The following is a 23225-nucleotide window of genomic DNA, read 5'->3' on the forward strand; positions in this document are numbered from 1 at the left end:
TCCAGGACAGAAGATGAGCAAAGACAACGCCGCCATTCCCCGCCTGGCCGACCTGGACATGAAGGCGCACCGCATCGCCGACAAGGGAGCCTATGAGAAGGAGCTGGAGAAGCTGCAGGACGATATCCTGCATGTCCAGCAGGCCTATTGGCATGGCAAGCGCCGGGCCGTCATCGTGTTCGAGGGCTGGGACGCCGCCGGCAAGGGCGGGGCGATCCGCCGCCTGACGGAGAACCTGGACCCCCGCGGCACCCATGTCTGGCCCATCTCCGCGCCGACGGCGGTGGAGCAGGGCAAGCATTACCTGTGGCGGTTCTGGCAGCGCCTGCCGGAGGCCGGGACCTTCGCCATCTTCGACCGGTCCTGGTACGGCCGCGTGCTGGTGGAACGGGTGGAGGGCTTCGCCCGGCCGGCCGAATGGCGCCGCGCCTATGATGAGATCAACGAGTTCGAACGGCTGCTGATCGATGACGGGGTGCGCATCGTGAAGCTGTTCATGCATATCAGCCCGGAGGAGCAGCTGCAGCGCTTCAAGGAACGGCTGAACAATCCCTACAAGCATTGGAAGCTGACGGCGGAGGATTTGCGCAACCGCGACCGGCGGGGCGACTATGAGGAGGCTATCGACGAGATGTTCGCCCATACCAGCACGGGTCAGGCCCCCTGGATGGCGGTACCGGCCGATGCCAAATGGTATGCGCGCGTGGCCGTGCTGCGCCATGCCGTCGCCGCCCTGGCCGAAGGCGTGGACATCACCCCGCCGCCGATCGACCCAGTGGTGAAGAAGGCGATGGAGAAGCTGCTGAAATAGAGGGGCGGTCGTCAGAGCTCCTATTCTCGCCTTTTCTCGCCTTTTCTCGCCTTTTCTCGCCTTCCCGGCGAAGGCCGGGACCCAGGGGCCACAGGATCAAACCTTAACGCAGCTTCGATCAAAGCTGCCGACAGGTCGGGTGCTTGGCCCCTGGGTCCCGGCCTTCGCCGGGAAGGCGGACATTTTCTATAACCTGTCTGGTCGAAATGGTTTACTCCGCCGCCGTCCGCACCCGTGGCAGGCGGGACTGGGTGTCGGCCAGGATGGCGTCCATGGCGGCCAAGGCCGTGTTGACGGGCTGGCCCGGCCGCAGCAGGCCCAGGCAGTCGCGCAGCGCCTGGGCATCGCCGGGGAAGCCCACGCTGTCCAGCCCGTCGGCCATGCGCAGGGCCAGGCGGCGGATGGCGGCGACGTCCGGGTGGGGGCCGTCGTCGGCCACCGGGCGCAGGCTGCGCCGCGCATCGGACACGTTCTGGGCGGCCAGTGCCAGCAGCCCATCGACCGCCGGTCCGCCCAGCCGCCCGCGCAGCGCGCCCATCGGCCCGGTATCGGGCGGGAGCCGCGGGGTGGTGCCCGTGGTTTCCATGGCGCCATTGCCGGCCAGCGCCACGGCCCCCATCCCGTCGGGCGGGATGATGCGGGCCAGGGTGGACAGCAGCTCCTCCAGCTTGATGGGCTTGGCGATGAAGCCCTGCATGCCCACGGCCTTGCTGCGCGACACGGTCTCGGGCAGGACGTTGGCGGTCAGGGCCACGACGGGCACGGTGGCCATGGGACCGCCGCCGTCGCGCAGCCGCGCCGTCGTTTCAAACCCGTCCATGCCGGGCATGCCGATATCCATCAGCACCAGCCGCACCCGTTGCTGGGCCAGCATGTGCAGGGCCGTCTCCCCATCCTCCGCGGTGATCACCTGCACGCCCTGGCGGGTCAGCAGCTGCGTGGCCACGAACTGGTTGACGGCGTCATCCTCCACCAGCAGCACCAGCGGCCGGCTGGTCCAATAGGGCAGGACGCGGGCCGCCCCGCCCGGCGCCTGCACCGGGGCGGCGGCCAGCGGCATGGGCAGATCCACCGTGAAGACGGTGCCATGGCCCGGCGCGCTGTCCACCTGGATATTACCGCCCATCATGCCCACCAGCCGCTTGCTGATGGCCAGGCCCAGCCCCACCCCGCCGAAGCGGCGGCTGTCGCCGCCATCGGCTTGATAGAAGGCGTCGAAGACATGCGGCAGTTTGGATGCCGGGATGCCGATGCCGGTGTCGGCCACGGTGATGCGGACCAGGACGGCACCCGGCGTGGCGCTGGCATGGCCGACGCTGGGCGGCTGGCGCACGGCCACCACCTTGATGCCGCCGCGTTCGGTGAATTTGATGGCGTTGCCGATCAGGTTCAGCAGGATCTGGCGCAGGCGGGCGGCATCGACGCTGACATGACGCGGCACATCCGGCGCGATGGACAGATCCAGGCTCAACCCGCCGGCTGCGGCACGCCCGGCCATCAGGTCGATGGCGTCATGCAGGCGCTGGTGCAGGTCCATGGGCTGGGGCAGCAGCGACAGGTGCCCCGCCTCGATGCGGGTGATGTCCAGAAGATCGTCCAGCAGGGCCAGCATGGATTGCCCGGCCTTATCCATCACCTCCAGCACCTTGCCCTGCGGCGACGAGGGCTCGGGCCGGCCGGGACCGCTCAGGATCTCCAGCCCGCCCATCACGGCGTTGATGGGGGTGCGGATTTCATGGCTGACGGCGGCCAGGAACACCGACTTGGCCTTGTTGGCGGCGTCGGCCGTCTGGGCGGCCTGGTCGCGTTCGCGTGCCACGCGGGCATTCTCCGCCGCCTCGGTTTCCAGCCGGCGCTGCAGCCATTCATTCGACAGCGCCATGATGGCCATGCATCCGGCCACCAGCCCGACGATGGAGGTCAGGAAATTGACGGCGGCCGCCGGGCTGGGGGAGAAGAAGCCGCCGGCATCCTGGCGCAGCACGATGTCGGTGATGCGCACGATCAGGATCAGGGCCATGCCCAGGAAGAAGGCGGTGATCACCACCCACAGGCGCGGCGCCACCTGCCGCCCCTGCCGCCAGCTTTCATAGGCGATACTCAGCTTGATGCCGACCAGCCAGATGGTGGCGGCGATGGAGCGCAGGATGATGTCGTCGCGATTGAAGACATCATAGAGCATCACCGCCGTCAGGATGCCCAGCGTGACCAGGGGCATGGTGGCGCGCAACGGCCGGCCGCAGAAGCGGCGGATGCCGATCAGGACCAGGATATGGGCCAAGCCGACGCCCAGATTGCCCAGCGTTACCGACAGCCAGAGGGGCATGTAATCACGCGCCGCCAGCACGGCTACGCCCGTAGCCCCCATGATGACGCCGCCGGTCAGCAGGCCCAGGCCGGGAATGGTGCGCTGGCGCCACCAATAAAGCCCCAGCGAAAAGGCCAGCCCCACCGCGACCGCGGCGAAGGTGACCAGCAGGGTCAGGACATCAAGACGAAGCAGGGCTTCCATGGTGCATTCCCCGGACGGCGCGGGCTGACCTTCCCCTTCCTTTCAACCATGACGGCGATCACTTGTCACGGGAATGGTTACGATTGTCCCACCTGCGGTACCCAATGTGCCACGGGTGGCGGCGCAAAAGGGGAGGTGGGGAAAGCGCCCCAGGCCCGCCATTATTCAGCCCCGTCCGCGCCATCGCGGACAGGTGTTCTAAGGTCACGAGAGAGGTCGGCGGGGGAGGAAGCCGACGAACCTGAAGAAGGAGCAAGTCCATGTCGCTCAGCGCCACAATGTTCGCCGCGGCCGCCCCCCACAAGGGATCGGCCGGCCAGTCCACCCTGGTGCAGGGCGACCTGCAACTGCGCCTCGACGTGGGCCGTGTCCAGTGGCGCGGCAAGCCTGTTCCCATCACGGGGACGGAGCTGAAAATGCTGCATCTGATGATCCACCGGCCGGGCGAACCCGTCAGCTATCGCGAACTTTATGATCTTGTGCACGGGCCGGGCTTCATGGCCGGCAAGGGCCATGCCGGCTACCGTGCCAATGTTCGGGCTTTCATCAAGCGCATCCGCAGGAAGTTCCGCGATGTCGATGAGGGGTTCGATGCCATCGGCAATGATCCCGGCACCGGCTATATCTGGCGCGGGTGAAGCCGCGCCGGCAGCCGTTACGACGGCAAAGGACACCGCAAAGGACAAGGGGGGCTTCGGCTCCCCTTTTCATTGCCCCGGCCTTTCGCCATAGGGTCCGCCGCTTGCCCCACCCGCCGCCTGCGGGTAAACCGGTGGGCGGAAACGGCGGATGGAAGGCTTCATGCGGCAGCAGGGCAAGGATCGGGGCTGGCGGCCCGTGCCGGTCCATCAGGTCGGCGTGCATCTGGGCCTGTCCTTCTGGCATTACCTGGCCGGGATGCTGGCGCTGGGCCTGCTGGTATTTCCTGTCGCCTGGGTCGCGGGGGGCGTGTCGGAGACGATCAGCCTGTCGCTGGGCTGGGCCGATGGTGATCCCGCCATCCGCCGCATCACCAACCTGCTGGCCCTGGCCGCCATCATCCTGGTGCTGGGTGTGGTGGTGAATATGCAGGGCCGGTCGCTGATGAGCGTGGTGGCGCCCGAACAGCATCTGGACCTGGGCATGATGGCCCGGTCGGCCGGCACCTATGCGCTCGCCTTCACCCCCATCGTGATCATGACGGTGATGAGCGGGCAGTTGAACCTGGGCGACTGGCGCGCGGCGCTGGTGCTGCTGCCCATGATGCTGGTGATCGTGGCGTTGCAGGCCACGGCGGAGGAGATGGTCTGCCGGGGATATCTGGCCCAGGGGTTCCAGGTGCTGTTCGGCCATGCCGCCCTTGCCGCACTGCCGGTGGCGGTGATCTTCCTGGCCCTGCATGATACGGGCGGGTGGGATGCGGGCTGGGACCGCAAGGCCAATATCCTGATGATCAGTCTGGCCCTGTCCTGGCTGACGACCCAGTCCGGGCGGCTGGAGCCGGCCATGGGCGTGCATTTCGCCCATAATCTGATCGTCTTCACGCTGGCTGCCCGGCCCGACCATGGGCTGCCGTCGGTCAGCGGGTTCAATGAGGATTTCCCCGACCGGGCGTTCAGCATCAATGCGCTGCTGGCCCAGACCCTGGTCTATGGCGCGGTCTGCGCCAATTACTGGTTCATCGGGGTGCGCACCGGCTTCGTCGAAGGGCGCTGGCGGGAACGCGAGCGGCCGGAATGAGCGGCCCCGTGGTGCCCGTGCATCTGGCCGGGCTGGCGACGGGGCAGTCGCGCCGATCCTATCTGCTGGGGCTTTTGCTGACATTCCTGGCGCTACTGGTCCTGGGGTTACCCGTCTTCCTGTTCATGCGCACCGTGCCCGATGTGCCGGTGGTGCAGTCCTTCGGGATGCTGGCCATCAACGCCATGGGCATCCCGGCCCTGGCCCTGGTCGTGCATTTCCTGCACGGGATGCACCTGGGCGACCTGATCGCGCCCGGCCGGCGGGCCGATTGGGGCATGCTGGGCCGGTCTGCGCTGGTCTGGGCCGTGCCGTTGATGGTGCAGGTGGGGGGCGGCCTGTTGAATGAGGAATTGCGGGCCACGGGCACCACCATGCTGGTTTTCCTGGCGCTGGCCCCGGTCAGCATCGTGCTGTTCACCGTGCAGGCCTCGGCGGAGGAGCTGCTGTTCCGGGGATATCTGGCCCAGGGTGCGCAGCTGCTGTTCCGTCATGCCGTGCCGGCGGCCCTGCTGACCGGAATGCTGTTCACCCTGGCGCATGAAGGGTCCGGCGCGCGGGCGGTGTGGGGACAGCGGGCGGAGATCATGGCCATGGCCCTGTTCCTGTCCTGGATCACGGTGCGCTTCGGCCGGCTGGAGGCGGCGATGGGCGTGCACATCATCAACAATGTGCTGTTCTCTTTCTTCATCGGCGGGGCCGACTTCTCCTTCCCCGATCTGCTGACCCGCATCGATCCCGATCCGCCGGACCTGGAGGGGCTGGCCGACTGGGGCGAATTCGCCCTGCATCAGGTGCTGAGCATCGGCTTTTATTGGCTGGTGGGTATGAAGACGGGGTTCATTGAAAGGGGACTATCGCCGCGCCAGGCTTGACCCCACGGCTGCCGCACAGATCAGGGCGATGGCCATCACGGCCGACAGCGACAGGACCTCGCCCAGCAGAAACAGGCCGACCACGGCCGACAGGGCCGGCTCCAGCGCCATCATGATGCCGAACAGGGCGGTGGACACATGCCGCAGCGCCACGAATTCCAGCGCATAGGGCAGCAGGGTCGACAGCATGGCCACGGCACCCACCTTGGCCATCATTGCCGGGCTGGCCAGATAGGGGCCGGCGACGGGCAGGCCCACCGGCAGGGTGAACAGGGTGGCGAACAAAAGCGCCAGGGACAGGCCCGTCATGCCGGGGATCACCCGGCCGACGCGCCGCGACAGCAGGATATAGGCGGCCCAGCCGCCGGCCGTGATGATGGCGAAGGCCAGGCCCAGCGGGTCCAGCCTTTCCGTTCCCGCCAGCGGCGTCAGCAGCAGCACGCCCACCAGCGCCAAAGCCGGCCAGAGATAATCGGCCACGCGCCGCGCCCCGATCATGGCCACACCCAGCGGGCCCAGGAATTCGATGGCCACCGCCACGCCCAGCGGCAGCCGGGCCAGCGCCAGATAGAAACAGGCATTCATGATGGCCAGCCCGGCCCCAAGCGCCATCGCCGCCCGCCATTGCACCGGTGTCAGGTTGCGGAAGGACGGGCGGATGACGGCCAGCATGACCGCCGCCGCCAGCGCATTGCGCAGGAAGGACAAAGCCAGGATATCGTGGCCCTGCGACACCTCCTTGGCCAGCCCGCCGCCCAAAGGCGGCATGGCAACCGACAGGACCAGCAGCAGCAGCGCCAGCAGGGCCAGCCGATGGGCCTGGGCCTCCTTCATGGCAGCAGCCCCAGGCCCATGTCCCAGAACCCGGCCTCCAGCCGGCTGGCCGCGTCGAAGGTGCGGGTCAGGTCGGCAAAGCGTGCCTCCCCGCCGCGCGCGGCCGACAGCCGGTCGAGCAATTCCACCTGGGCGGCGGCCACGGCGCGATATTCCGGATCGGCATACAGGACGATCCAGTCGGCGTAGGGGTTGCCGTCCAGCCTGGCCGCCGGATCGGTCAGCAGGTTGGATGCGATCTCCGCATAGCCGAGGATGCAGGGTGCCAGCGCCACATGCAGGTCCAGCAGATCACCCGCCAGCCCGCGTTCCAGCACGAAGCGGGTATAGGCCAGCGTGCCCTGCGCCTCCGCCGTCGTCTGCATCGCGGCCTCGTCCAGGCCCCAGCCGGCGCAATATTTGACGTGCAGCCCCATTTCCAGGTCCAGGATGGCGGACATGGACCGGGCCGCCGCGCGCATGTCGGACAGATTGTCGGCCTTGAAGGCGGCCAGGGCATAGGCGCGGGCGAAATGGATCAGGAACAGGTAATCCTGAACCAGGTAATGCCGGAAACATGCCTGCGGCAGGGTGCCGTTGCCCATGCCGGCCACGAATCCATGGCGGACATAGCGGTCCCAGGAGGGGCGCGACGCCGTGCGCAGCCGGTCGAACAGGCCGCCCGGCGTGGCAAGGTCCGGCAATGCCGCAACAGCGCCCGCCATGGCGGGCGCCTTACTTGGCGCCCGGCAGCTTGACCGTCAGACCGTCCAGTTCTGGCGTGATGCGGATCTGGCAGCCCAGGCGGGAGGTCTTGGTCAGGCCGAAGGCCAGATCCAGCATATCCTCCTCATCCTCTGCCGCGTCGGGCAGCAGGTCGTACCATTCCGGCGCCACGACGACATGGCAGGTGGAACAGGCCAGCGAACCCTCACACGCCCCTTCCAGGTCGATATCGTGGCGGCGGGCCACTTCCAGGATCGACAGGCCCAGGGGGGCATCCACCTCGCGGCGGGTGCCGTCGGTTTCAATGAACACCATCTTCGGCATTGCGCCCGAACTCCAAAACAACACGTCCGCGTCTTGTTACGAAGCGACGGCGTCCAAGTAAAGCGCCGTTTGGGCAGGGAAGGGTGGTGCTGCGGATGGGGCCGGGCAGCACCACCCGCCCGTCACGCCCCTGGGGCCCGGCTTGTCACCGGGAAGGTGGAAGAGAAGATCCCATCTCAACCTGACGGGCACTAACGCCCGCCGATGGGGATATCGACGATATCGACCATGGCGCCCAGATATTTGCCGACCACCAGCCGCCCTTCCGGGTCCAGCGCCAGGGAAGACGTGCTCAGCGCGTCGGGCAGGTCGGCCGCCACCTGCATCGGCCCGCCATCGGCGGGCAGCAGCAGGATGCGGGCCGGGCCATTGCCCGGCCGTTCGACCAGATACACACCGGCCGGCCCCACCACCCAGCTCTCCTTGTCATCGGCGTCGGGCAGGTCGGCCACCTTTTCCGCCAGGCCGCCGTCGGCTGGCTGGCGCCACAACCCGCCCTCATCCTCCTTCACCATATAGAGCCAGCGGCCATCGGCGCTTTCCTTCGCCACCCGCCATCCGGCCTCGGTGATGGGCATCGCCTGATCATAGGGCGGGCGGGTGATCCAGATGCGCCAGCCTTCCAGCCGGTTGGACGCGAAATACAGCCGCTGGCCGTCGCGCGACCAGGCGGGGGCCAAGTCCGCCGCCCCCGGATCGGCCGCTACCCGTTTCAGCCGGCCGGAACCATTGTCCAGGATGAACAGGCCCGGCGCCCCATCGATGGTGGAGACCAGTGCCAGCCGCCGCCCGTCCGGTGCCCAGCGCGGCGACCGGGTGAAGGGGCCCTGAAACTGCGTCACGGGGGCGGGGGGCTGGCCCGGCGGGGCCACCCAGATCTCGAACAGGCCCGTCCGCTCAGACGCGAAGGCCAGGCCGCCCCTGGCGCTGATATCGGGGTCCCCGTCCAGACGATTGCTGGCCGGCAGCAGGGGTTCGTGGCTGCCGTCGGGGCCCAGGCGCAGCGGGGTGGAAGGCGTGCTGCGCATCTCTGCAAGCCGGTCGCGGTCGGGGATGCCGCCAAGCTGCACATCCTGTCCCGGATCGCGGGTCATGGGCACCCGCTGCGCCAGCAGGGTGCCGCCTGCGGCCGCCAGCAGGGCCAGGGCCGCAACGCCTGCGCCCAACAGCAGCCGGCGGCGGGTGGGAACAGGGGCCGGCGGGGGTGGGGGGAGGGATAGGGAGAGCGTCGCGGGTGCCGCCTCCTTGGCAATATCCAGCCGGTAGCCGATCCTGGGAATGGTTTCGACCCCGATGACCCCGTCCACGGCCAGCACGGTGCGCAGCCTGCCGATGCAGCGGCCGATGGCATCATCGCCGACCTCCAGCCCCCAGGCCGTGCGCATCAGTTCGGCGCGCGATACCGTCCGCCCGTCTGCCCGGACCAGGACGATCAGGGTCTGCAGGACGCGGGGTTCCAGCCTCACCTCCGCGCCATCGCGGCACGCCATGCCCTGCGAGGGGCGCACCAGCCAGGGGCCCAGGCGGAAATCCGGCTCCACCACCAGATCGATGTTGCCCGCCACGCCCATGCCGCATCCGCCCTGTCCCGCAATACAGGGGCGGGAGAGTGCCGTGAACCGCACGGCTTGGCAAATGGCGCGGCACCGCTGGTCCCGTGCCCGTGGGCCGGAATGGTCCCGGCGCCGCACCGCCGGGCTGGTGCTGGCTTGCGGCTGGATGTAGCCTCCATGCCCGCGACCGGCCGGCAAAAGGGACAAGCGGGCGGCGCGAACAGAGGGGGTTACAACAGTGAAATTGAAGAAGATATTGCTGGGCACCGTGGGGGGTGTCGTCGGCCTGGCTGCCATCGCCGTTGGTTACGGGCTGTGGGGCCCGCTGCCCATCCACCCGACCATCGAGCGCCAGACCATCCTTCAGGTTCTGGACAGTCCGGAGACGCTGACCCAACTGGGCATGATCGACGGCACCTTCCTGGATTTCCATTCCGGCAAGCTGGACGAGGTCAAGCCGGAAGACCTGGAAAAGGCCCGCAAGGACATGACCCGCTATATTGCGGAGATCAAGGGCTTTACCGGCCTGAGCGGACAGCAGGCGATCTCGCAGCAGGTGATGCTGGAATTCTATTCCACCAATCTGGCGCAGCTGGATTTCCCCTGGGCGGTGCCGGGCGGCGGGCTGTACCCGATCGACCAGCTGTTCTCCGCCCCGGTCAGCCTGCCGCAGTTCCTGACCAATGCGCATGTGGTCAACGATGTAAAGTCGGCGGAGCGCTATATCAGCCGCCTGCACGCCGTCTCCACCAAGTTCGGGCAGCTGGCGCTGTCGGTGCGCAACCAGGCCAAGGCCGGTGTCGTGCCGCCCGATTTCGTGGTCGATAAAAGCCTGGTGGTGATTGACGGTTTCACCAAGGACCCGGTGGCCGACAATCCGCTGATCACCACCTTCAAGACGCGGCTGGAAAAGGCCGGCGTGGCAGAGGCGGAGCGTACCCGCCTGATCGCCGCGGCCACCGCCGCCGTGGAAAAGGATGTCTATCCCGCCTATCAGGCGCTGGCCAAGCTGCTGCGCGAGGAAATCCGGCCCAAGGCCACGTCGGACGCCGGCGTCTGGCGTCTGCCCGACGGTGCGCGCTATTACAAGCTGGCGCTGCGGGCCAACACCACCGTCGATACCGAACCCGACGCGATCCATGAGATCGGCCTGTCGGAAGTGGCCCGCATCACGGCGGAGATGGATACGCTGCTGAAAAGCTTGGGCCGGAATGACGGCACGGTGGGCGAGCGGGTGCGTGCCCTGGAACAGGACCCCGCCCAGAAATACCCGCCCGGCCGCGAAAGCTATGACCAGGAACTGGCCGATCTGAAACGCATGACCGACACGGTCATGGCCAAGGCCCCGCAATGGTTCAACAAGCTGCCCAAGCAGCCGGTCGATATCCAGGCCGTGCCGGAATATGCCGAGGCGACCTCACCCGGCGGCTATTACAACCCGCCGGCGCTCGACGGCTCCCGCCCCGGCATCTTCTATATCAATCTGGGGGAAAAGGCGCGGGCGCCCAAGTTCAGCCTGCCGACCCTGGTCTATCACGAGGCGGTGCCCGGCCATCATTTCCAGCTGGCGCTGGCCCAGACGGTGGAGGATGTACCGACCTTTCGCAAGGTCTACCCCTTCACCTCCTATGCCGAAGGCTGGGCGCTCTATGCCGAGCGGCTGGCCGTGGAAATGGGGATGTATGAAAACGACGCTTACGGTGATCTGGGCCGGTTGCAGGCCGAACTGTTCCGTTCCGTGCGTCTGGTCGTGGATACCGGCATCCATGCCAAGCGCTGGACCCGTGAACAGGCCATCGCCTATATGCGCGACACGACGGGCATGAACGAGGATGCGGTGACGATCGAGATCGACCGTTACATCGTGCTGCCCGGTCAGGCCTGCGCCTACAAGCTGGGCCAGCTGAAGATCCTGGACCTGCGGGACAAGGCCAAGGCGGCGCTGGGGACCAAGTTCGACATCAAGGGCTTCCACGACGTCATCCTGGGCTCCGGCGGCCTGCCGCTGACGGTGCTGGAGGCGCAGGTGGATGCCTGGGTGAAGGGGGTGAAGTAACCCGCTCAACAGGGTCCCTTGCCGCTGGTCTGCGGCGAGGGACCCTGTCCGTTAGACAAGGGGGTGATCCATGCACCAAACCCCTGTTATGTCCGATGTCTTATGCTATGGTAGCGCCCCTTCCCGCTCCCTTGGCGGGGATCAAGCAACGTTGACGCCCCCTTTTCGGGGGCCATAGCCGACCGGGTCCAGGATGAAGATCATCATCGAACGTGCCGCCCTGCTTCGCTCCCTCGGGCATGTGCAGAGCGTTGTCGAACGGCGCAATACCATCCCGGTCCTGTCCAATGTCCTGTTGAACGCGGGTAACGGCACGCTGTCGCTGGTTGCCACCGACATGGACCTGGAAATCTCCGAGACCGTGACGGCGGAGATCCTGACGCCCGGTTCGGCCACGGCCCCGGCGCACACGCTTTATGACATCGCCCGCAAGCTGCCCGATGGCAGCCAGGTGGAGCTGGATGCCACGGGCGATGTGCTGACGCTGCGGTCCGGCCGTTCCAACTTCAAGCTGGGCACCCTGCCGGTCGCCGATTTCCCGGAAATGACCCATGGCAGCTGGCCGCACCAGTTCGCGCTGAAGGCCGATGTGCTGAAGGGTCTGATCGACCGGACCAAGTTCGCCATCAGCACTGAGGAAACGCGCTATTACCTGAACGGCATTCATGTCCATGCCACCAAGGGCAAGGCCGGGGAGGAGCCGACCCTGCGCGCCGTGGCCACCGACGGCCACCGTCTGGCGCGGGTGGAGACGCCGCTGCCCGAAGGGGCGGCCGGCCTGCCCGGTGTGATCATCCCGCGCAAGACCGTGCTGGAGGTCCGCAAGCTGCTGGACGAGGTCGGCGATATGGTCGAGATCGGCCTGTCGGAGACCAAGATCCGCTTCTCCCTGGGCGATGTCACCCTGGTCAGCAAGCTGATCGATGGCACCTTCCCGGATTATGAGCGGGTGATCCCCGCCGGCAATGACAAGTCGCTGGACGTGGACAGCAAGCTGTTCGCCGCCGCCGTGGACCGCGTCGCCACCATCTCCACCGAGAAGTCGCGCGCCGTGAAGCTGTCGCTGGGCCAGGGCGTGCTGACCCTGTCGGCCACGGCCGCCGATGCCGGGTCGGCGTCGGAGGAGCTGGAGGTCGATTACGCCTCCACCCCGCTGGAGATCGGTTTCAACAGCCGCTACCTGCTGGACATTACCGGCCAGATCGAAAGCGGCAAGGCCCGCCTGCAGATGGCCGACGGCAATTCCCCCACCATTGTCCGCGACGCCGAAGACGCCTCGGCGTTGTATGTGCTGATGCCGATGCGGGTGTGAGGCCTGTTGTTTGGTTGAACTCGCGGAGCGCCCCGGCCGGGAGATCGGCCGGGGTGTTTCGTTTTCGGCACTTGCCTTGCCGGCACGACCCGCGCACCCTTTGATCCTTGCCATGGTGAGGAGGCTGTCACATGGTGGAGGACGAGCTTTATGAGAATCGAGAGGCGATAGAGGCCTTTCTGGCCGCCCTGGCGGATGCGGCCCCTCGCATCCTGGGGCATTTGGACCGTGCCATCGCGGAAGCGGAAGAAGCGGTAAGGTACCTGAAGAGCGGGATGGCGCGATGATACGCCGGACGATGCCCTATCTATTCGGATCATTGGTGATGCTGGGTTATTGGTCCAGTTTTGCGGCCATGCTTTGGGAGCAGCATCCCATCATGATCACTGGGTGCATGTCTGATATCATCGAAGAAATCGCACCCGGCGATGTCCGTACGCCGCCGCCCCGGACCAAGGGCATGCCGTCTTGACACAGTGTGGGGGCATGTCAAGAATCACATTCTTGAACAGAGAGGGTGAGTCGGTGTCGGTGCGAATCAATCGGCAGGCCAATGAACGTGCGGTCGCGCCGGAAGACATTGCTGCTGCCATCAAGCGCGCCCAATCCCTGGTCCGCCAATATGTTCCGGAAGGTATCAGCCTTGCTGATGAACTGATCGCTGAGCGACGTGCCGCCGCTGAGGTCGAGTGATCCTGGCTCGTCCATCCTCCCCGTATATCCGGACCTCCCCCACCTGATGCCCTCCCTTCCCACCCTGGCCGTCACCCGCCTGACGGTGACCCGGTTCCGGTCCTATGCCAGCGCGCGGCTTGAATGCGACGCGCGGCCTGTCGTGCTGACGGGGGAGAACGGGGCCGGCAAGACCAATATCCTGGAGGCGGTCAGCTTCCTCGCACCCGGCCGAGGCATGCGCCGGGCCAAGCTGTCGGAGATCGAGCGGATCGGCGACAGTTCGGCCGCCGACTGGACGGGCGGACCCGGCTGGGCCATCGCCGCAACCGTCGCCACCGCCGCCGGCCCCGTGGAGATCGGCACCGGCCGCGACCCGGCCGGGGGGGAGAGCGAGCGCCGCCTGGTCCATATCGACGGGCGTCCCGCCAAGGGCCAGATCGCGCTGGCAGAACATGTCTCCGTCGTCTGGCTGACGCCGCAGATGGACCGGCTGTTCCTGGAAGGATCGGCGGGGCGGCGGCGCTTCCTGGACCGGCTGGTCTTCGGCTTCGATCCCGGCCATGCAGGCCGCCTGACCAAATATGAGAATGCCTTGCGCGAACGGGCCCGCATCCTGCGCGATGGCCCGGTCGACCCGGCCTGGCTGTCGACGCTGGAGGGCCAGATGGCGGAGACGGGCATCGCCGTCGCCGCGGCCCGCGCCGACATGGCCCGAAGGCTGGAGGCGGCGGCTTCCCAGGGCGTGGGGCCGTTCCCCGCCCCCGGCATCGCAATGATCGGTGCCGTCGATGCCATGCTGGCCGGCCGCCCGGCGCTGGAGGCCGAAGACGCGTTCCGCAAGGCCCTGGCCGACGGACGCCGGGCCGATGCGGCGGCGGGCGGGGCGACGGTGGGGCCGCATCGTTCCGACCTTGCCGTCACCCACCGCGCCAAGGACATGCCGGCCGAACTGGGCAGTACCGGCGAGCAGAAGGCGCTGTTGATCGCCATCGTTCTGGCCAATGCCCGCCTGATGCGGGCGGAGACGGGAACGGCGCCGCTGCTGCTGCTGGACGAGGTGGCGGCGCACCTGGATATCGGTCGCCGGCAGGCGCTGTTCGACGAGATTCTGGCCACTGGCAGCCAGGCCTGGATGACAGGCACCGATGCCGATATCTTCCGCCCGCTGGGGTCTTCCGCCACGCATGTCGCAGTCGCCCAATCGCGATTGTGCCATGCGGAATTCTGACAGCGTTCTTGCGGTTTTATCCCTGTTTTCCGCTGCTTTCTGCTACACTCCGGCACCATGACGAACACTGATCACAACCCCGCCGCCGCTCTCTCCGTTTCCGCTGCCGCAGAGGAATATGGAGCCAGTTCCATCAAGGTGCTGAAGGGCCTGGACGCCGTCCGCAAACGCCCCGGCATGTATATCGGCGATACCGATGACGGGTCCGGCCTGCACCACATGGTGTATGAGGTCGTGGACAACGCCATCGACGAGGCGCTGGCCGGCCATGCCGACCGGGTGGATGTGCGCCTGAACGCCGACGGGTCGGTGACCGTGCGCGACAATGGCCGCGGCATCCCCGTGGATATCCACCAGGAAGAAGGCGTGTCGGCGGCGGAGGTCATCATGACCCAGCTGCATGCCGGCGGTAAGTTCGACCAGAACAGCTACAAGGTATCCGGCGGCCTGCATGGCGTGGGCGTGTCGGTGGTGAACGCCCTGTCGGAAATTCTGGACCTGCGCATCTGGCGCCTGGGCCGGGTGTGGGAAATGCGCTTCGCCCATGGCGATGCCACCGCACCGCTGGCCGATGTCGGCCCCGCCCCCATCGTGGCGGAAGGCAAGCGCGCCGGTGAGGCGCTGACCGGCACGGAGGTGACCTTCCTGCCGTCCAAGGCCACCTTTACCAAGACCGATTTCGATTTCCAGACCCTGGAACATCGCCTGCGGGAGCTGGCTTTCCTCAATTCCGGCGTGCTGATCATCTTCACCGATGCGCGCGGTGTGGAGCCAAAGACGGTCGAGCTGTTCTATGAGGGCGGGCTGGAGGCCTTCGTGGCCTATCTGGACCGGTCCAAGACCCCCCTGCACAAGCCCGGCATCTATGCCAAGAACGAACGCGCGTCGGAAGCCGGCGTGTCGATCGGCGTGGAAGTGTCGTTGCAGTGGAACGACAGCTATCACGAGACGACGCTGTGCTTCACCAACAACATCCCGCAGCGGGATGGCGGCACCCATCTGGCCGGCTTCCGCGCCGCCCTGACCCGCACGGTCAATAAATACGCGGAAGAAAGCGGCATCCTGAAGAAGGAGAAGGTGGCGCTGTCGGGCGACGACATGCGCGAAGGCCTGACCTGCATCATCTCCGTCAAGGTGCCGGACCCGAAATTCTCCAGCCAGACCAAGGACAAGCTGGTCTCGTCGGAAGTGCGCCCGGTGGTGGAGTCGATCTGCGCCGATGCGCTGTCCACCTGGTTTGAGGAACATCCCGCCGATGCCCGCCGGATCGTGGGCAAGGTGGTGGAAGCCGCTGCCGCGCGCGAGGCGGCCCGCAAGGCGCGTGAACTGACCCGCCGCAAGGGCGCCCTGGACATGGCCAGCCTGCCCGGCAAGCTGGCCGACTGTCAGGAGCGCGACCCGGCCCTGTCCGAATTGTTCATCGTGGAGGGCGATTCGGCCGGCGGTTCCGCCAAGCAGGGCCGTTCGCGCCAGAACCAGGCCATCCTGCCCCTGCGCGGCAAGATCCTGAACGTGGAGCGGGCGCGTTTCGACAAGATGCTGTCATCGGCCGAGATCGGCACGCTGATCGCGGCGCTGGGCACCGGTATCGGGCGCGATGAGCTGAACCCCGAAATCGGGTTCCAGATCGAAAAGGCGCGTTATCACAAGATCATCATCATGACGGATGCCGATGTCGACGGCGCCCATATCCGCACCCTGCTGCTGACCTTCTTCTATCGGCAGATGCCGCAGATCATCGAGAAGGGTTATCTCTACATCGCGCAGCCGCCGCTTTACCGCGTGAAGCGCGGCACGGCCAAGGAGCGGTACCTGAAGGATGACCGCGCGCTGGAAGATTACCTGATCGCCCAGGGCACCGACGATGTGTTCCTGGTGGGTGCCGACGGTACGCCCAAGGGCGGAGACGATCTGCGCGGTCTGGTCGAACAGGCCCGCGCCGCCAAATCCGCCATCCAGGCCCTGGCCCGCAAGGCCGGCAACCGCGATGTGGTGGAACAGGCCGCGATCATTGGTGCCCTGTCGCCCAAGCTGCTGGACGATCCCGACCGCGCCACGTCGCTGGCCTCCCTGGTGGCTGAGCGTCTGAACGTGCTGGCCCGTGACCGGGCGCTGGCCGCCGGCGATGCCATGGCCGCCGATGCCACGCCCGCCGCCGTGGGCGGCTGGCAGGGCAGCGCCGATGTCGATGGCCTGGTCCTGTCGCGCACGCGGCGTGGCGTGACCCACCGCCATGTGCTGGATGGCGACCTGCTGAAAAGCGCGGAGGCCCGCCGCCTGGACGCGATGCTGGACCATCTCGCCACCACCTATACGGTCGCCGGTACGCTGCGCCACCGTGTCAAGGATCTGCGCCATGTCACCGGTCCGTCCTCGCTGTTCGAGGGCGTGATCGACCAGGGTCGCCATGGCCTGACCATCCAGCGCTACAAGGGGCTGGGCGAGATGAACCCCGATCAGCTGTGGGAGACCACGCTGGACCCCAATGTCCGCTCGCTGCTGCAGGTCAAGGTCAACCATGCCGACGATGCGGAGGATGTGTTCAGCACCCTGATGGGCGACGTGGTGGAACCGCGCCGCGCCTTCATCCAGGAGAATGCGCTGAAGGTTGCGAATTTGGACGTCTGATCGCCGGCAGGGGTGGACCGGGATCGGGGCCCCCCCGGCGCAGCCGGAATGTCCGTTGGCAGAACGGGCCGCCCTGCAGCCAGGGCGCCTGAATGAAGGGTGATGGCTGATGTGGAGCAACTGGTCGGACGGGTATGTTGCGGAAATCAACTATACCCACGGTTTCTACCGGGAACTGACCCCCAATCTGATGGCGCTGGCCGCCCTTGCCGTCAACCAGACATCCCCCGACCCGGCCCGCCCGCTGACCTATTGCGAGTTGGGCTGCGGTCAGGGCTTTACGACCAACCTGCTGGCCGCCGCCAATCCCCATATCCAGTTCTACGCCAATGATTTCAACCCGTCACAGATAGCCGGCGCTCGCGCGCTGGCGGCGGAGGCCGGCATCGCCAATGTCCATTTCCTGGACAGCAGCTTCGCGGAGATGGCTGAGCGCACAGACCTGCCCGATTTCGACATCATCGTCCTGCACGGCATCTATAGCTGGATCAGCGTGCAGAATCGCGAGGCCATCGTGCGGTTCATCGCTCGAAGGCTGCGGGTCGGCGGGCTGGTCTATATTTCCTATAATACCTTGCCGGGATGGGCGCCGATCATGCCGCTGCGGCGGCTGTTGGTGGACCATGCGGCGGGCAGCGATGCGCCGATTCTGGTCCGGATCGACCAGGCGCTGAAAGCCGCGGAGGCGCTGGTCAAGGGCGATGCCCGGTATTTTTTGCAAAATTCAGGCATGGCGGACCGGATCAAGCATATCAGCGGCCAAACGCGCGCCTATGTTGCGCATGAGTATTTCAACCTCGACTGGACCCCCTTCTATCACGCCGATGTCGTGGAGGAGTTGACGGCGGCCAAGCTGACCTGGATCGCGGTGGCACGCCTTCTGGACGGAATCGAGAACCTGCAATTCAACGAGGCGCAACTGGCCCTGTTGAACGGCGTCGAGAACAAGACAAGGCGCGAGGGGCTGAAGGATTACATCCTGAACCAGCAATTCCGGCGCGACCTGTTCGTCAAAGGGCCATTGCCTCTTGCGGGCCCCCTTGCCGAGACGATGTGGCGACAGACATCCTTCATTCTGACGGTGTCCGAATCCAGCCTGCTGGACCTGAAGCTGATGACAGCGTTGGGGCAGATGACGCTGAGTTCGGAGATCTATGCGCCCATTATCCAGAAACTGGCGCATGGACCCGTCACGGTCGGGGAACTGGCGGCGGCACTTCCCCATCTTTCCTTCGGCCAGATTTGCCAGGCCCTCAGCATCCTCGTCTCGCAGGATAATGCGCATCCCTGCGTGGCCCCGGAACAGGCCGCCGCCGCCAAGGTCCACACCGACCGTTTCAACCGGGCCGTGATGGCCTGCGCCCGGTTTTCAGCGGATATCGGCTTCCTGGCGTCGCCCCTGACGGGCGGCGGCAGACCCCTGGATCAGACGACACAGATGCTGTTGTCGGCGCATCTGGCCGGCGCTGCCGATCCCGCAGCATCGGTCTGGGCACATATGAGCGCGCACAGCCAGCGTTTCGTCCGCGATGGTCAGATGATCATGGACGCAGGGGAAAATCTGGACGAACTTCGCCGCCGCGAGGCCGCCTTCATGCTTGAGACCTGGCCGGTTCTGAAAAGGCTTCAGATCATCTGATGCCATGCAGGTCCCAGGGGCGCCCGACATACCGGGCCGGCCTGCAATAAGGTACCCCCGCCGCAGGCCGGTATCAGCGGTTTACCCGTGTCGACAGGATGATGGAGGAGGTGGTGCGCTCCACCCCTTCCATCAGGCCGATGGCGTCGATGGTCTGATCCAGTTCCCCAATTTCCATGGCCGCAACCGTGGCCATCAGGTCGTAACCGCCGCTGACCGAATGCAGGACGCGAACCTGCGGCATGGCGCGCAGCTTGGCTTCGATGGCGGCCGTCTGCTTGGGCGCCACGGTGATCATCACAATGCCCTGCAGCAGCGCGCGACGATAGGCGTCGCCATGGCGAACGGTGAAACCGGTAATGATGCCATTGGCCACCATCCGGTCGATGCGGGCCTGTACCGTGGTGCGCGACAATTTCAACCGCCGGGCCAGCGTGGCCGCCGGCATGCGGGCATCGGCCTCCAGCAGGCGCAGCAGGGCCGTATCCTTGTCATCAAGCTGCATTGCGTCGGCCTTGACCTACGTTTCGACCAGAAGGCATAGGGTAATTGCACAATCCGGTGCTTCATTCCGACGGTTCTACCTCACAAACTCGCGGCAGGCCAAGCAAGAGGCGACAAGCATGAAAAAGTTCGGGACGGGTACGGGAGGACATGGCGGGCGCACGGGTGCGCGCCTGTTGGTCGCGGCACTGGAAGGGCAGAAGGTCGACATGGTGTTCGGCGTGCCGGGCGAAAGCTATCTGCCGGTTCTGGACGCGCTGCATGACAGCAATATCCGTTTCATCACCTGCCGCCAGGAAGGCGGGGCCGCCATCATGGCCGAGGCCCAGGGCAAGCTGACGGGCCGGCCGGGCATCTGCTTCGTCACCCGCGGGCCCGGCGCCACCAACGCCTCGGCCGGCATCCATATCGCCCAGCAGGACGCCACACCGATGATCCTGTTCGTGGGTCAGGTGGCGCGCGACATGCGCCATCGCGGTGCCTTCCAGGAGGTGGATTATGCGGCGGTCTTCGGCTCCATGACCAAATGGGCGGTCGAGATCGATGACGCGGCCCGCATCCCCGAACTGGTTTCCCGCGCCTTCCGCGTGGCCAGCCAGGGGCGGCCGGGCCCGGTGGTCATCGCCTTGCCCGAGGATATGCTGGCCGACCTGTCCGACATCGCCGACGCACCCGTTGCGGCGCCCGCCGAGGCCTTTCCCGATCCCGCCGCGATGGCGGAACTGTCCCGCCTGCTGTCCGGCGCCGAGCGGCCCCTTGCCATCCTGGGTGGCAGCGGCTGGAACGCCGACAGTGCTGCCGCCTTCACCCGTTTCGCCGAAGCACACCAGATCCCCCTGGCCGTGGAATTCCGTCGCCAGATGCTGGTCGATGGCATGAGCGAGGCCTATGCCGGCGACCTGGGCTTTGGCGCCAACCCGGCCCTGCTGCGTCATGTGAAGGAGGCCGACCTGCTGATCATGCTGGGCGGCACGCTGGGGGAGGTGCCTTCGCAGGGCTATGCGTTGCTGGGCATTCCAGATCCGGGCGTGCCACTGGTCCATATTCATCCCGGTGTGGAGGAGTTGGGCCGCGTCTATCAGGCCCGCCTGTCCATTCAGGCTGGCCCGCGCGCCTTCGTCTCTGCCGCGATGACCGCCCTGACGCATCCAGTGCCGGCGCCCCGTGCCGCCTGGCGGGAAGGGGCGCGGGCGGCCTACCGCGCCTGGACCGACCATGTACCGCCCAATCCCGGCCCGGTGCAGATGGCGGAAGTGGTTGACGCCCTGCGGGCCCTGCCGGCCGATTCGGTGATGTGCAACGGTGCCGGCAACTACGCCATCTGGCTGCACCGGTTCCACCGGTACCAAGCCTATGGCACGCAACTGGCACCGACCAGCGGGTCCATGGGCTATGGCCTGCCGGCAGCCGTGGGCGCCAAGCTGCGCCATCCGGAAAAGACCGTGGTCGCCCTGGCCGGCGATGGCTGTTTCCTGATGCATGGCCAGGAATTCGCCACCGCCGTGCAGCATGGCGCGGCCATCGTGGCGGTGGTGATCGACAATGGCATGTACGGCACCATCCGCATGCATCAGGAGCGGGAATTCCCCGGTCGCGTGCTGGGCACGGATCTCTACAGCCCTGACTTCGCGGCCCTGGCGCGGGCCTATGGCGGGGTGGGGTTCACGGTGGAGAAGGCGGGCGCGTTCCAGGCGGTCTTCGACGCCGCCATCGCCAGTGGCCGCCCGGCCCTGGTGCATGTACGCCTGGACCCGCAAGCCATCACGCCGACCAGCACGTTGGCCGGCATCCGGGAGAAGGCGCTGGCGGGGGCATGATGCCTGAAACGACAACGGCGCCCGATCGGGCGCCGTTGGTCATCATCGACAAAACCGGAAAATCGTTGGAGCGGGTGAAGGGAATCGAACCCTCGTCGTAAGCTTGGGAAGCCGGTCTTTGGGCTAGGCTCTCTCTGGGGGTAGTTGATAAACCATTGTTTTTCTGACGGTTGGTCTGCACGGCGCTGCCTTTGGCTGCACCGAACTGCATGTGAAATGCCCCAATTTGTCCCAACGATAATTGTTGACGCCGCTCTGCTGCTCCAACATTCTTTGTCCAGCTCATGGCGCGTCCGGTCCTGTTGTGAAGGGCCGTTCCGGCACTGTATTTGTGTTGGTATAGGATCCGCGGTTGGCTTGGTCAACGACCCGCCGATCGACTTGATGCCTAGGTGGCGTAACATGGGGGGCCGTAGGCAATAGGGCCTGCTGCTTGCGCGTGACCAGGCTTGGTGTCGTGCCTTCGGGAGAGTCGAACCTGCAAAAGTCGAGGGCGCCCGCGTGCCTAAGGAAACGTTGGGGGTGCAGGGGGAATGGGAGCCCCTAATAAGCCAGAGCCAACCCTGGTCGTCCTTAGCCGGAGACCTACACAATGGTGGCGCCAGCATATTTTCCACGCGTTGAAATTACTCAGTTTTTCCCGCTCAGCCTGCGCCTATTCGATAAGTTAGTAGCAAACGGACAGCTGCAAGTCATCCGCGTCGGGCGGAAAGTCATCGTTCGGGCTGATGACGTACAAGCTTTCCTGGATAGTCAAATTCAGCAGAAGCAATCGAGACGCCGAGGACGTCCAAGCAAAGCTGAGTTGGTGAAAAGGCGAGTACAGGCGGAGTGAATCGATGCACTCCGAGATGCAAACCCCTATTGTTGATATTACCCTGCGAGTGGAAGTGAATGGCTGCCGCAGAGCTTCTGATTTTGACAGTCTGGTGCGACTGGCCGAATCCGTTGCTCCTGTAGATTTGCGCGCCCTTTGGCGCGAGTGCATGTCGGCATTGGATTTCGATCCACAAATCGATAGCGATTGCAGCCGTCTCCTTCGGCTGTTCTTCCGGTTGAGCGCCAAGGAAACTTGGCGCATCGGTAAACCGACCTCATATGTCGGCACCCGACGTATGGTCACGATGACCAATTGGTCGGAGCGCAAGGTCATGCGCGTCTTAGCACAGCTGGAAGCACAGCAGATGATCCTGCGCCGATACACCGTACTGGGCCACCGGGACGGGATTGATCTACGCCCATTCATTGCCACGCTCGATGAACGCCGCCAGCGCATCCAGGCCCTGTTCGGCGGCCGGCCGCACGACGGCATCGACTTATCCACAGTCGGCATTGGCGACGATGAAATTCCCTTGCCAGATTTGTCACCCGGGGGTGACGATTTTGACACCCCATATACAGCTACAGAAAATCCTCAAAAGGATTCTGTACTGCGCATCCGAACTACTGAAGCGAAACCGGTCAACATCAACTCCACCGGCATTGCTGTTGGTAAACGTGGATTGCCGAGGAAATGGCTCGCTGGCGGGAGCCAAAAGGCTCCACAACAGCAGAAAATCGAGCGCAGGGGCGGTATCGGGCATTTTACTCCAACGCCTTCTTGGGCGCGGGCGATTCGGCAAATCAGGGTGGTGTCACCCGACTTCGACGCTGCCCTTACCCGTGAGGGTTGGCCGCTGAATGGGCCACATAGTCCAGACCGTCATACGTTACTTCGAATCGCCGATGACTGGCGGGCATGGCTCGGCATTCCCGTCGATATCTGGCTAAATGCTGTCCCGCGTCACGGCGCTCTCGGCGTGGCTGCGATCATCGCGTTGGCGCTGCTAAAATCACGCTCCGATTATAAGGGGACCACTGTTCGCAATCCGGTCGGTTGGTCCCGTTCTTTGCTGGAGGCACCTGCGGGACAGCCTGATATCTGGGCCAGTATCGAAGCTGAAAAGCGGCGAAACCTAAACTGATGGGCGGCCCGCATCGGATCATGCAGCTGTACGGGGAAATGGCTATGATATGGTCATAAGCTATTGGTT

19 protein-coding genes are annotated in these 23225 nt (G+C 65.8%); 13 read left to right on the top strand and 6 right to left on the bottom strand.

Features of this window, described 5'->3' with window-relative positions:
* Positions 1 to 13 precede the first annotated feature (13 nt).
* Positions 14 to 811 (top strand): polyphosphate kinase 2 family protein, encoded by a 798-nt coding sequence (locus AC1Q7F_RS22885; protein ID WP_492510862.1) that lies wholly within the window; start codon positions 14 to 16, stop codon positions 809 to 811.
* Between the two features lie 211 nt (positions 812 to 1022).
* On the opposite strand, the gene AC1Q7F_RS22890 is transcribed toward AC1Q7F_RS22885, so the two are convergent.
* Complete coding sequence (locus tag AC1Q7F_RS22890; protein ID WP_492510863.1) at positions 1023 to 3323, bottom strand: ATP-binding protein; 2301 nt, start codon at positions 3321 to 3323, stop codon at positions 1023 to 1025.
* Positions 3324 to 3583: 260 nt separating this feature from the next.
* Between AC1Q7F_RS22890 and AC1Q7F_RS22895 the strand changes: the two genes are divergently transcribed.
* The 3 genes from AC1Q7F_RS22895 to AC1Q7F_RS22905 all read left to right on the top strand — a co-directional run bounded on the left by AC1Q7F_RS22895 (position 3584) and on the right by AC1Q7F_RS22905 (position 5917).
* Entirely contained in the window at positions 3584 to 3961 is a 378-nt protein-coding gene (locus AC1Q7F_RS22895; protein ID WP_492510864.1) for a winged helix-turn-helix domain-containing protein, read from the top strand.
* Between the two features lie 151 nt (positions 3962 to 4112).
* Entirely contained in the window at positions 4113 to 5042 is a 930-nt protein-coding gene (locus AC1Q7F_RS22900; RefSeq protein ID WP_492510865.1) for a CPBP family intramembrane glutamic endopeptidase, read from the top strand.
* Entirely contained in the window at positions 5039 to 5917 is an 879-nt protein-coding gene (locus AC1Q7F_RS22905) for a CPBP family intramembrane glutamic endopeptidase (protein ID WP_492510866.1), read from the top strand. The genes AC1Q7F_RS22900 and AC1Q7F_RS22905 overlap by 4 nt, the downstream gene beginning before the upstream one ends.
* Here the strand turns inward: AC1Q7F_RS22905 and AC1Q7F_RS22910 are convergent.
* From AC1Q7F_RS22910 to AC1Q7F_RS22925, 4 genes are all read right to left on the bottom strand, one after another.
* Positions 5897 to 6751: an EamA family transporter gene (locus tag AC1Q7F_RS22910; protein WP_492510867.1), complete on the bottom strand. Its 855-nt coding sequence runs from the start codon at positions 6749 to 6751 to the stop codon at positions 5897 to 5899. The genes AC1Q7F_RS22905 and AC1Q7F_RS22910 overlap by 21 nt on opposite strands.
* The gene (tenA, locus tag AC1Q7F_RS22915; RefSeq protein WP_492510868.1) at positions 6748 to 7455 is read right to left on the bottom strand and encodes a thiaminase II; all 708 of its coding nucleotides are present in this window, start codon (positions 7453 to 7455) and stop codon (positions 6748 to 6750) included. The genes AC1Q7F_RS22910 and tenA overlap by 4 nt, the downstream gene beginning before the upstream one ends.
* Positions 7456 to 7465: 10 nt before the next feature.
* The gene (locus AC1Q7F_RS22920) at positions 7466 to 7780 is read right to left on the bottom strand and encodes a ferredoxin family 2Fe-2S iron-sulfur cluster binding protein (RefSeq protein ID WP_492510869.1); all 315 of its coding nucleotides are present in this window, start codon (positions 7778 to 7780) and stop codon (positions 7466 to 7468) included.
* Positions 7781 to 7971: 191 nt separating this feature from the next.
* Complete coding sequence (locus AC1Q7F_RS22925) at positions 7972 to 9345, bottom strand: winged helix-turn-helix domain-containing protein (RefSeq protein WP_492510870.1); 1374 nt, start codon at positions 9343 to 9345, stop codon at positions 7972 to 7974.
* Positions 9346 to 9571: 226 nt separating this feature from the next.
* On the opposite strand from AC1Q7F_RS22925, the gene AC1Q7F_RS22930 reads away from it, so the two are divergent.
* From AC1Q7F_RS22930 to AC1Q7F_RS22960, 7 genes are all read left to right on the top strand, one after another.
* A complete protein-coding gene (locus tag AC1Q7F_RS22930; protein ID WP_492510871.1) occupies positions 9572 to 11389 on the top strand; it encodes a DUF885 domain-containing protein in 1818 nt (605 codons plus the stop codon).
* A 193-nt stretch (positions 11390 to 11582) separates the two neighbouring features.
* Positions 11583 to 12701, top strand: coding sequence for a DNA polymerase III subunit beta (gene dnaN, locus AC1Q7F_RS22935; RefSeq protein WP_492510872.1), 1119 nt, complete (start codon positions 11583 to 11585; stop codon positions 12699 to 12701).
* A gap of 131 nt (positions 12702 to 12832) precedes the next feature.
* Positions 12833 to 12988: a hypothetical protein gene (locus AC1Q7F_RS22940; protein ID WP_492510873.1), complete on the top strand. Its 156-nt coding sequence runs from the start codon at positions 12833 to 12835 to the stop codon at positions 12986 to 12988.
* Between the two features lie 238 nt (positions 12989 to 13226).
* Positions 13227 to 13394, top strand: a complete 168-nt coding sequence (locus AC1Q7F_RS22945; RefSeq protein ID WP_492510874.1) for a hypothetical protein — start codon at positions 13227 to 13229, stop codon at positions 13392 to 13394.
* A gap of 46 nt (positions 13395 to 13440) precedes the next feature.
* On the top strand, positions 13441 to 14604 hold the full coding sequence (gene recF / locus AC1Q7F_RS22950) for a DNA replication/repair protein RecF (RefSeq protein ID WP_492510875.1): 1164 nt from the start codon (positions 13441 to 13443) through the stop codon (positions 14602 to 14604).
* A 57-nt stretch (positions 14605 to 14661) separates the two neighbouring features.
* On the top strand, positions 14662 to 17232 hold the full coding sequence (gene gyrB / locus AC1Q7F_RS22955; protein WP_492510876.1) for a DNA topoisomerase (ATP-hydrolyzing) subunit B: 2571 nt from the start codon (positions 14662 to 14664) through the stop codon (positions 17230 to 17232).
* A 109-nt stretch (positions 17233 to 17341) separates the two neighbouring features.
* On the top strand, positions 17342 to 18871 hold the full coding sequence (locus AC1Q7F_RS22960; protein ID WP_492510877.1) for a class I SAM-dependent methyltransferase: 1530 nt from the start codon (positions 17342 to 17344) through the stop codon (positions 18869 to 18871).
* Positions 18872 to 18944: 73 nt separating this feature from the next.
* Here the strand turns inward: AC1Q7F_RS22960 and AC1Q7F_RS22965 are convergent, their stop codons facing one another.
* Positions 18945 to 19376 carry an Lrp/AsnC family transcriptional regulator gene (locus AC1Q7F_RS22965; protein ID WP_492510878.1) on the bottom strand — a complete coding sequence of 144 codons (432 nt, stop codon included), beginning with the start codon at positions 19374 to 19376 and terminating at the stop codon, positions 18945 to 18947.
* A 118-nt stretch (positions 19377 to 19494) separates the two neighbouring features.
* Between AC1Q7F_RS22965 and AC1Q7F_RS22970 the strand changes: the two genes are divergently transcribed.
* On the top strand, positions 19495 to 21192 hold the full coding sequence (locus tag AC1Q7F_RS22970; protein ID WP_492510879.1) for a thiamine pyrophosphate-binding protein: 1698 nt from the start codon (positions 19495 to 19497) through the stop codon (positions 21190 to 21192).
* A gap of 839 nt (positions 21193 to 22031) precedes the next feature.
* Positions 22032 to 23156, top strand: coding sequence for a hypothetical protein (locus AC1Q7F_RS22975; protein ID WP_492510880.1), 1125 nt, complete (start codon positions 22032 to 22034; stop codon positions 23154 to 23156).
* The last annotated feature ends 69 nt before the right edge of the window (positions 23157 to 23225 follow it).

It is taken from the genome of Niveispirillum sp. GW835-FHT14G11 (assembly GCF_058793615.1).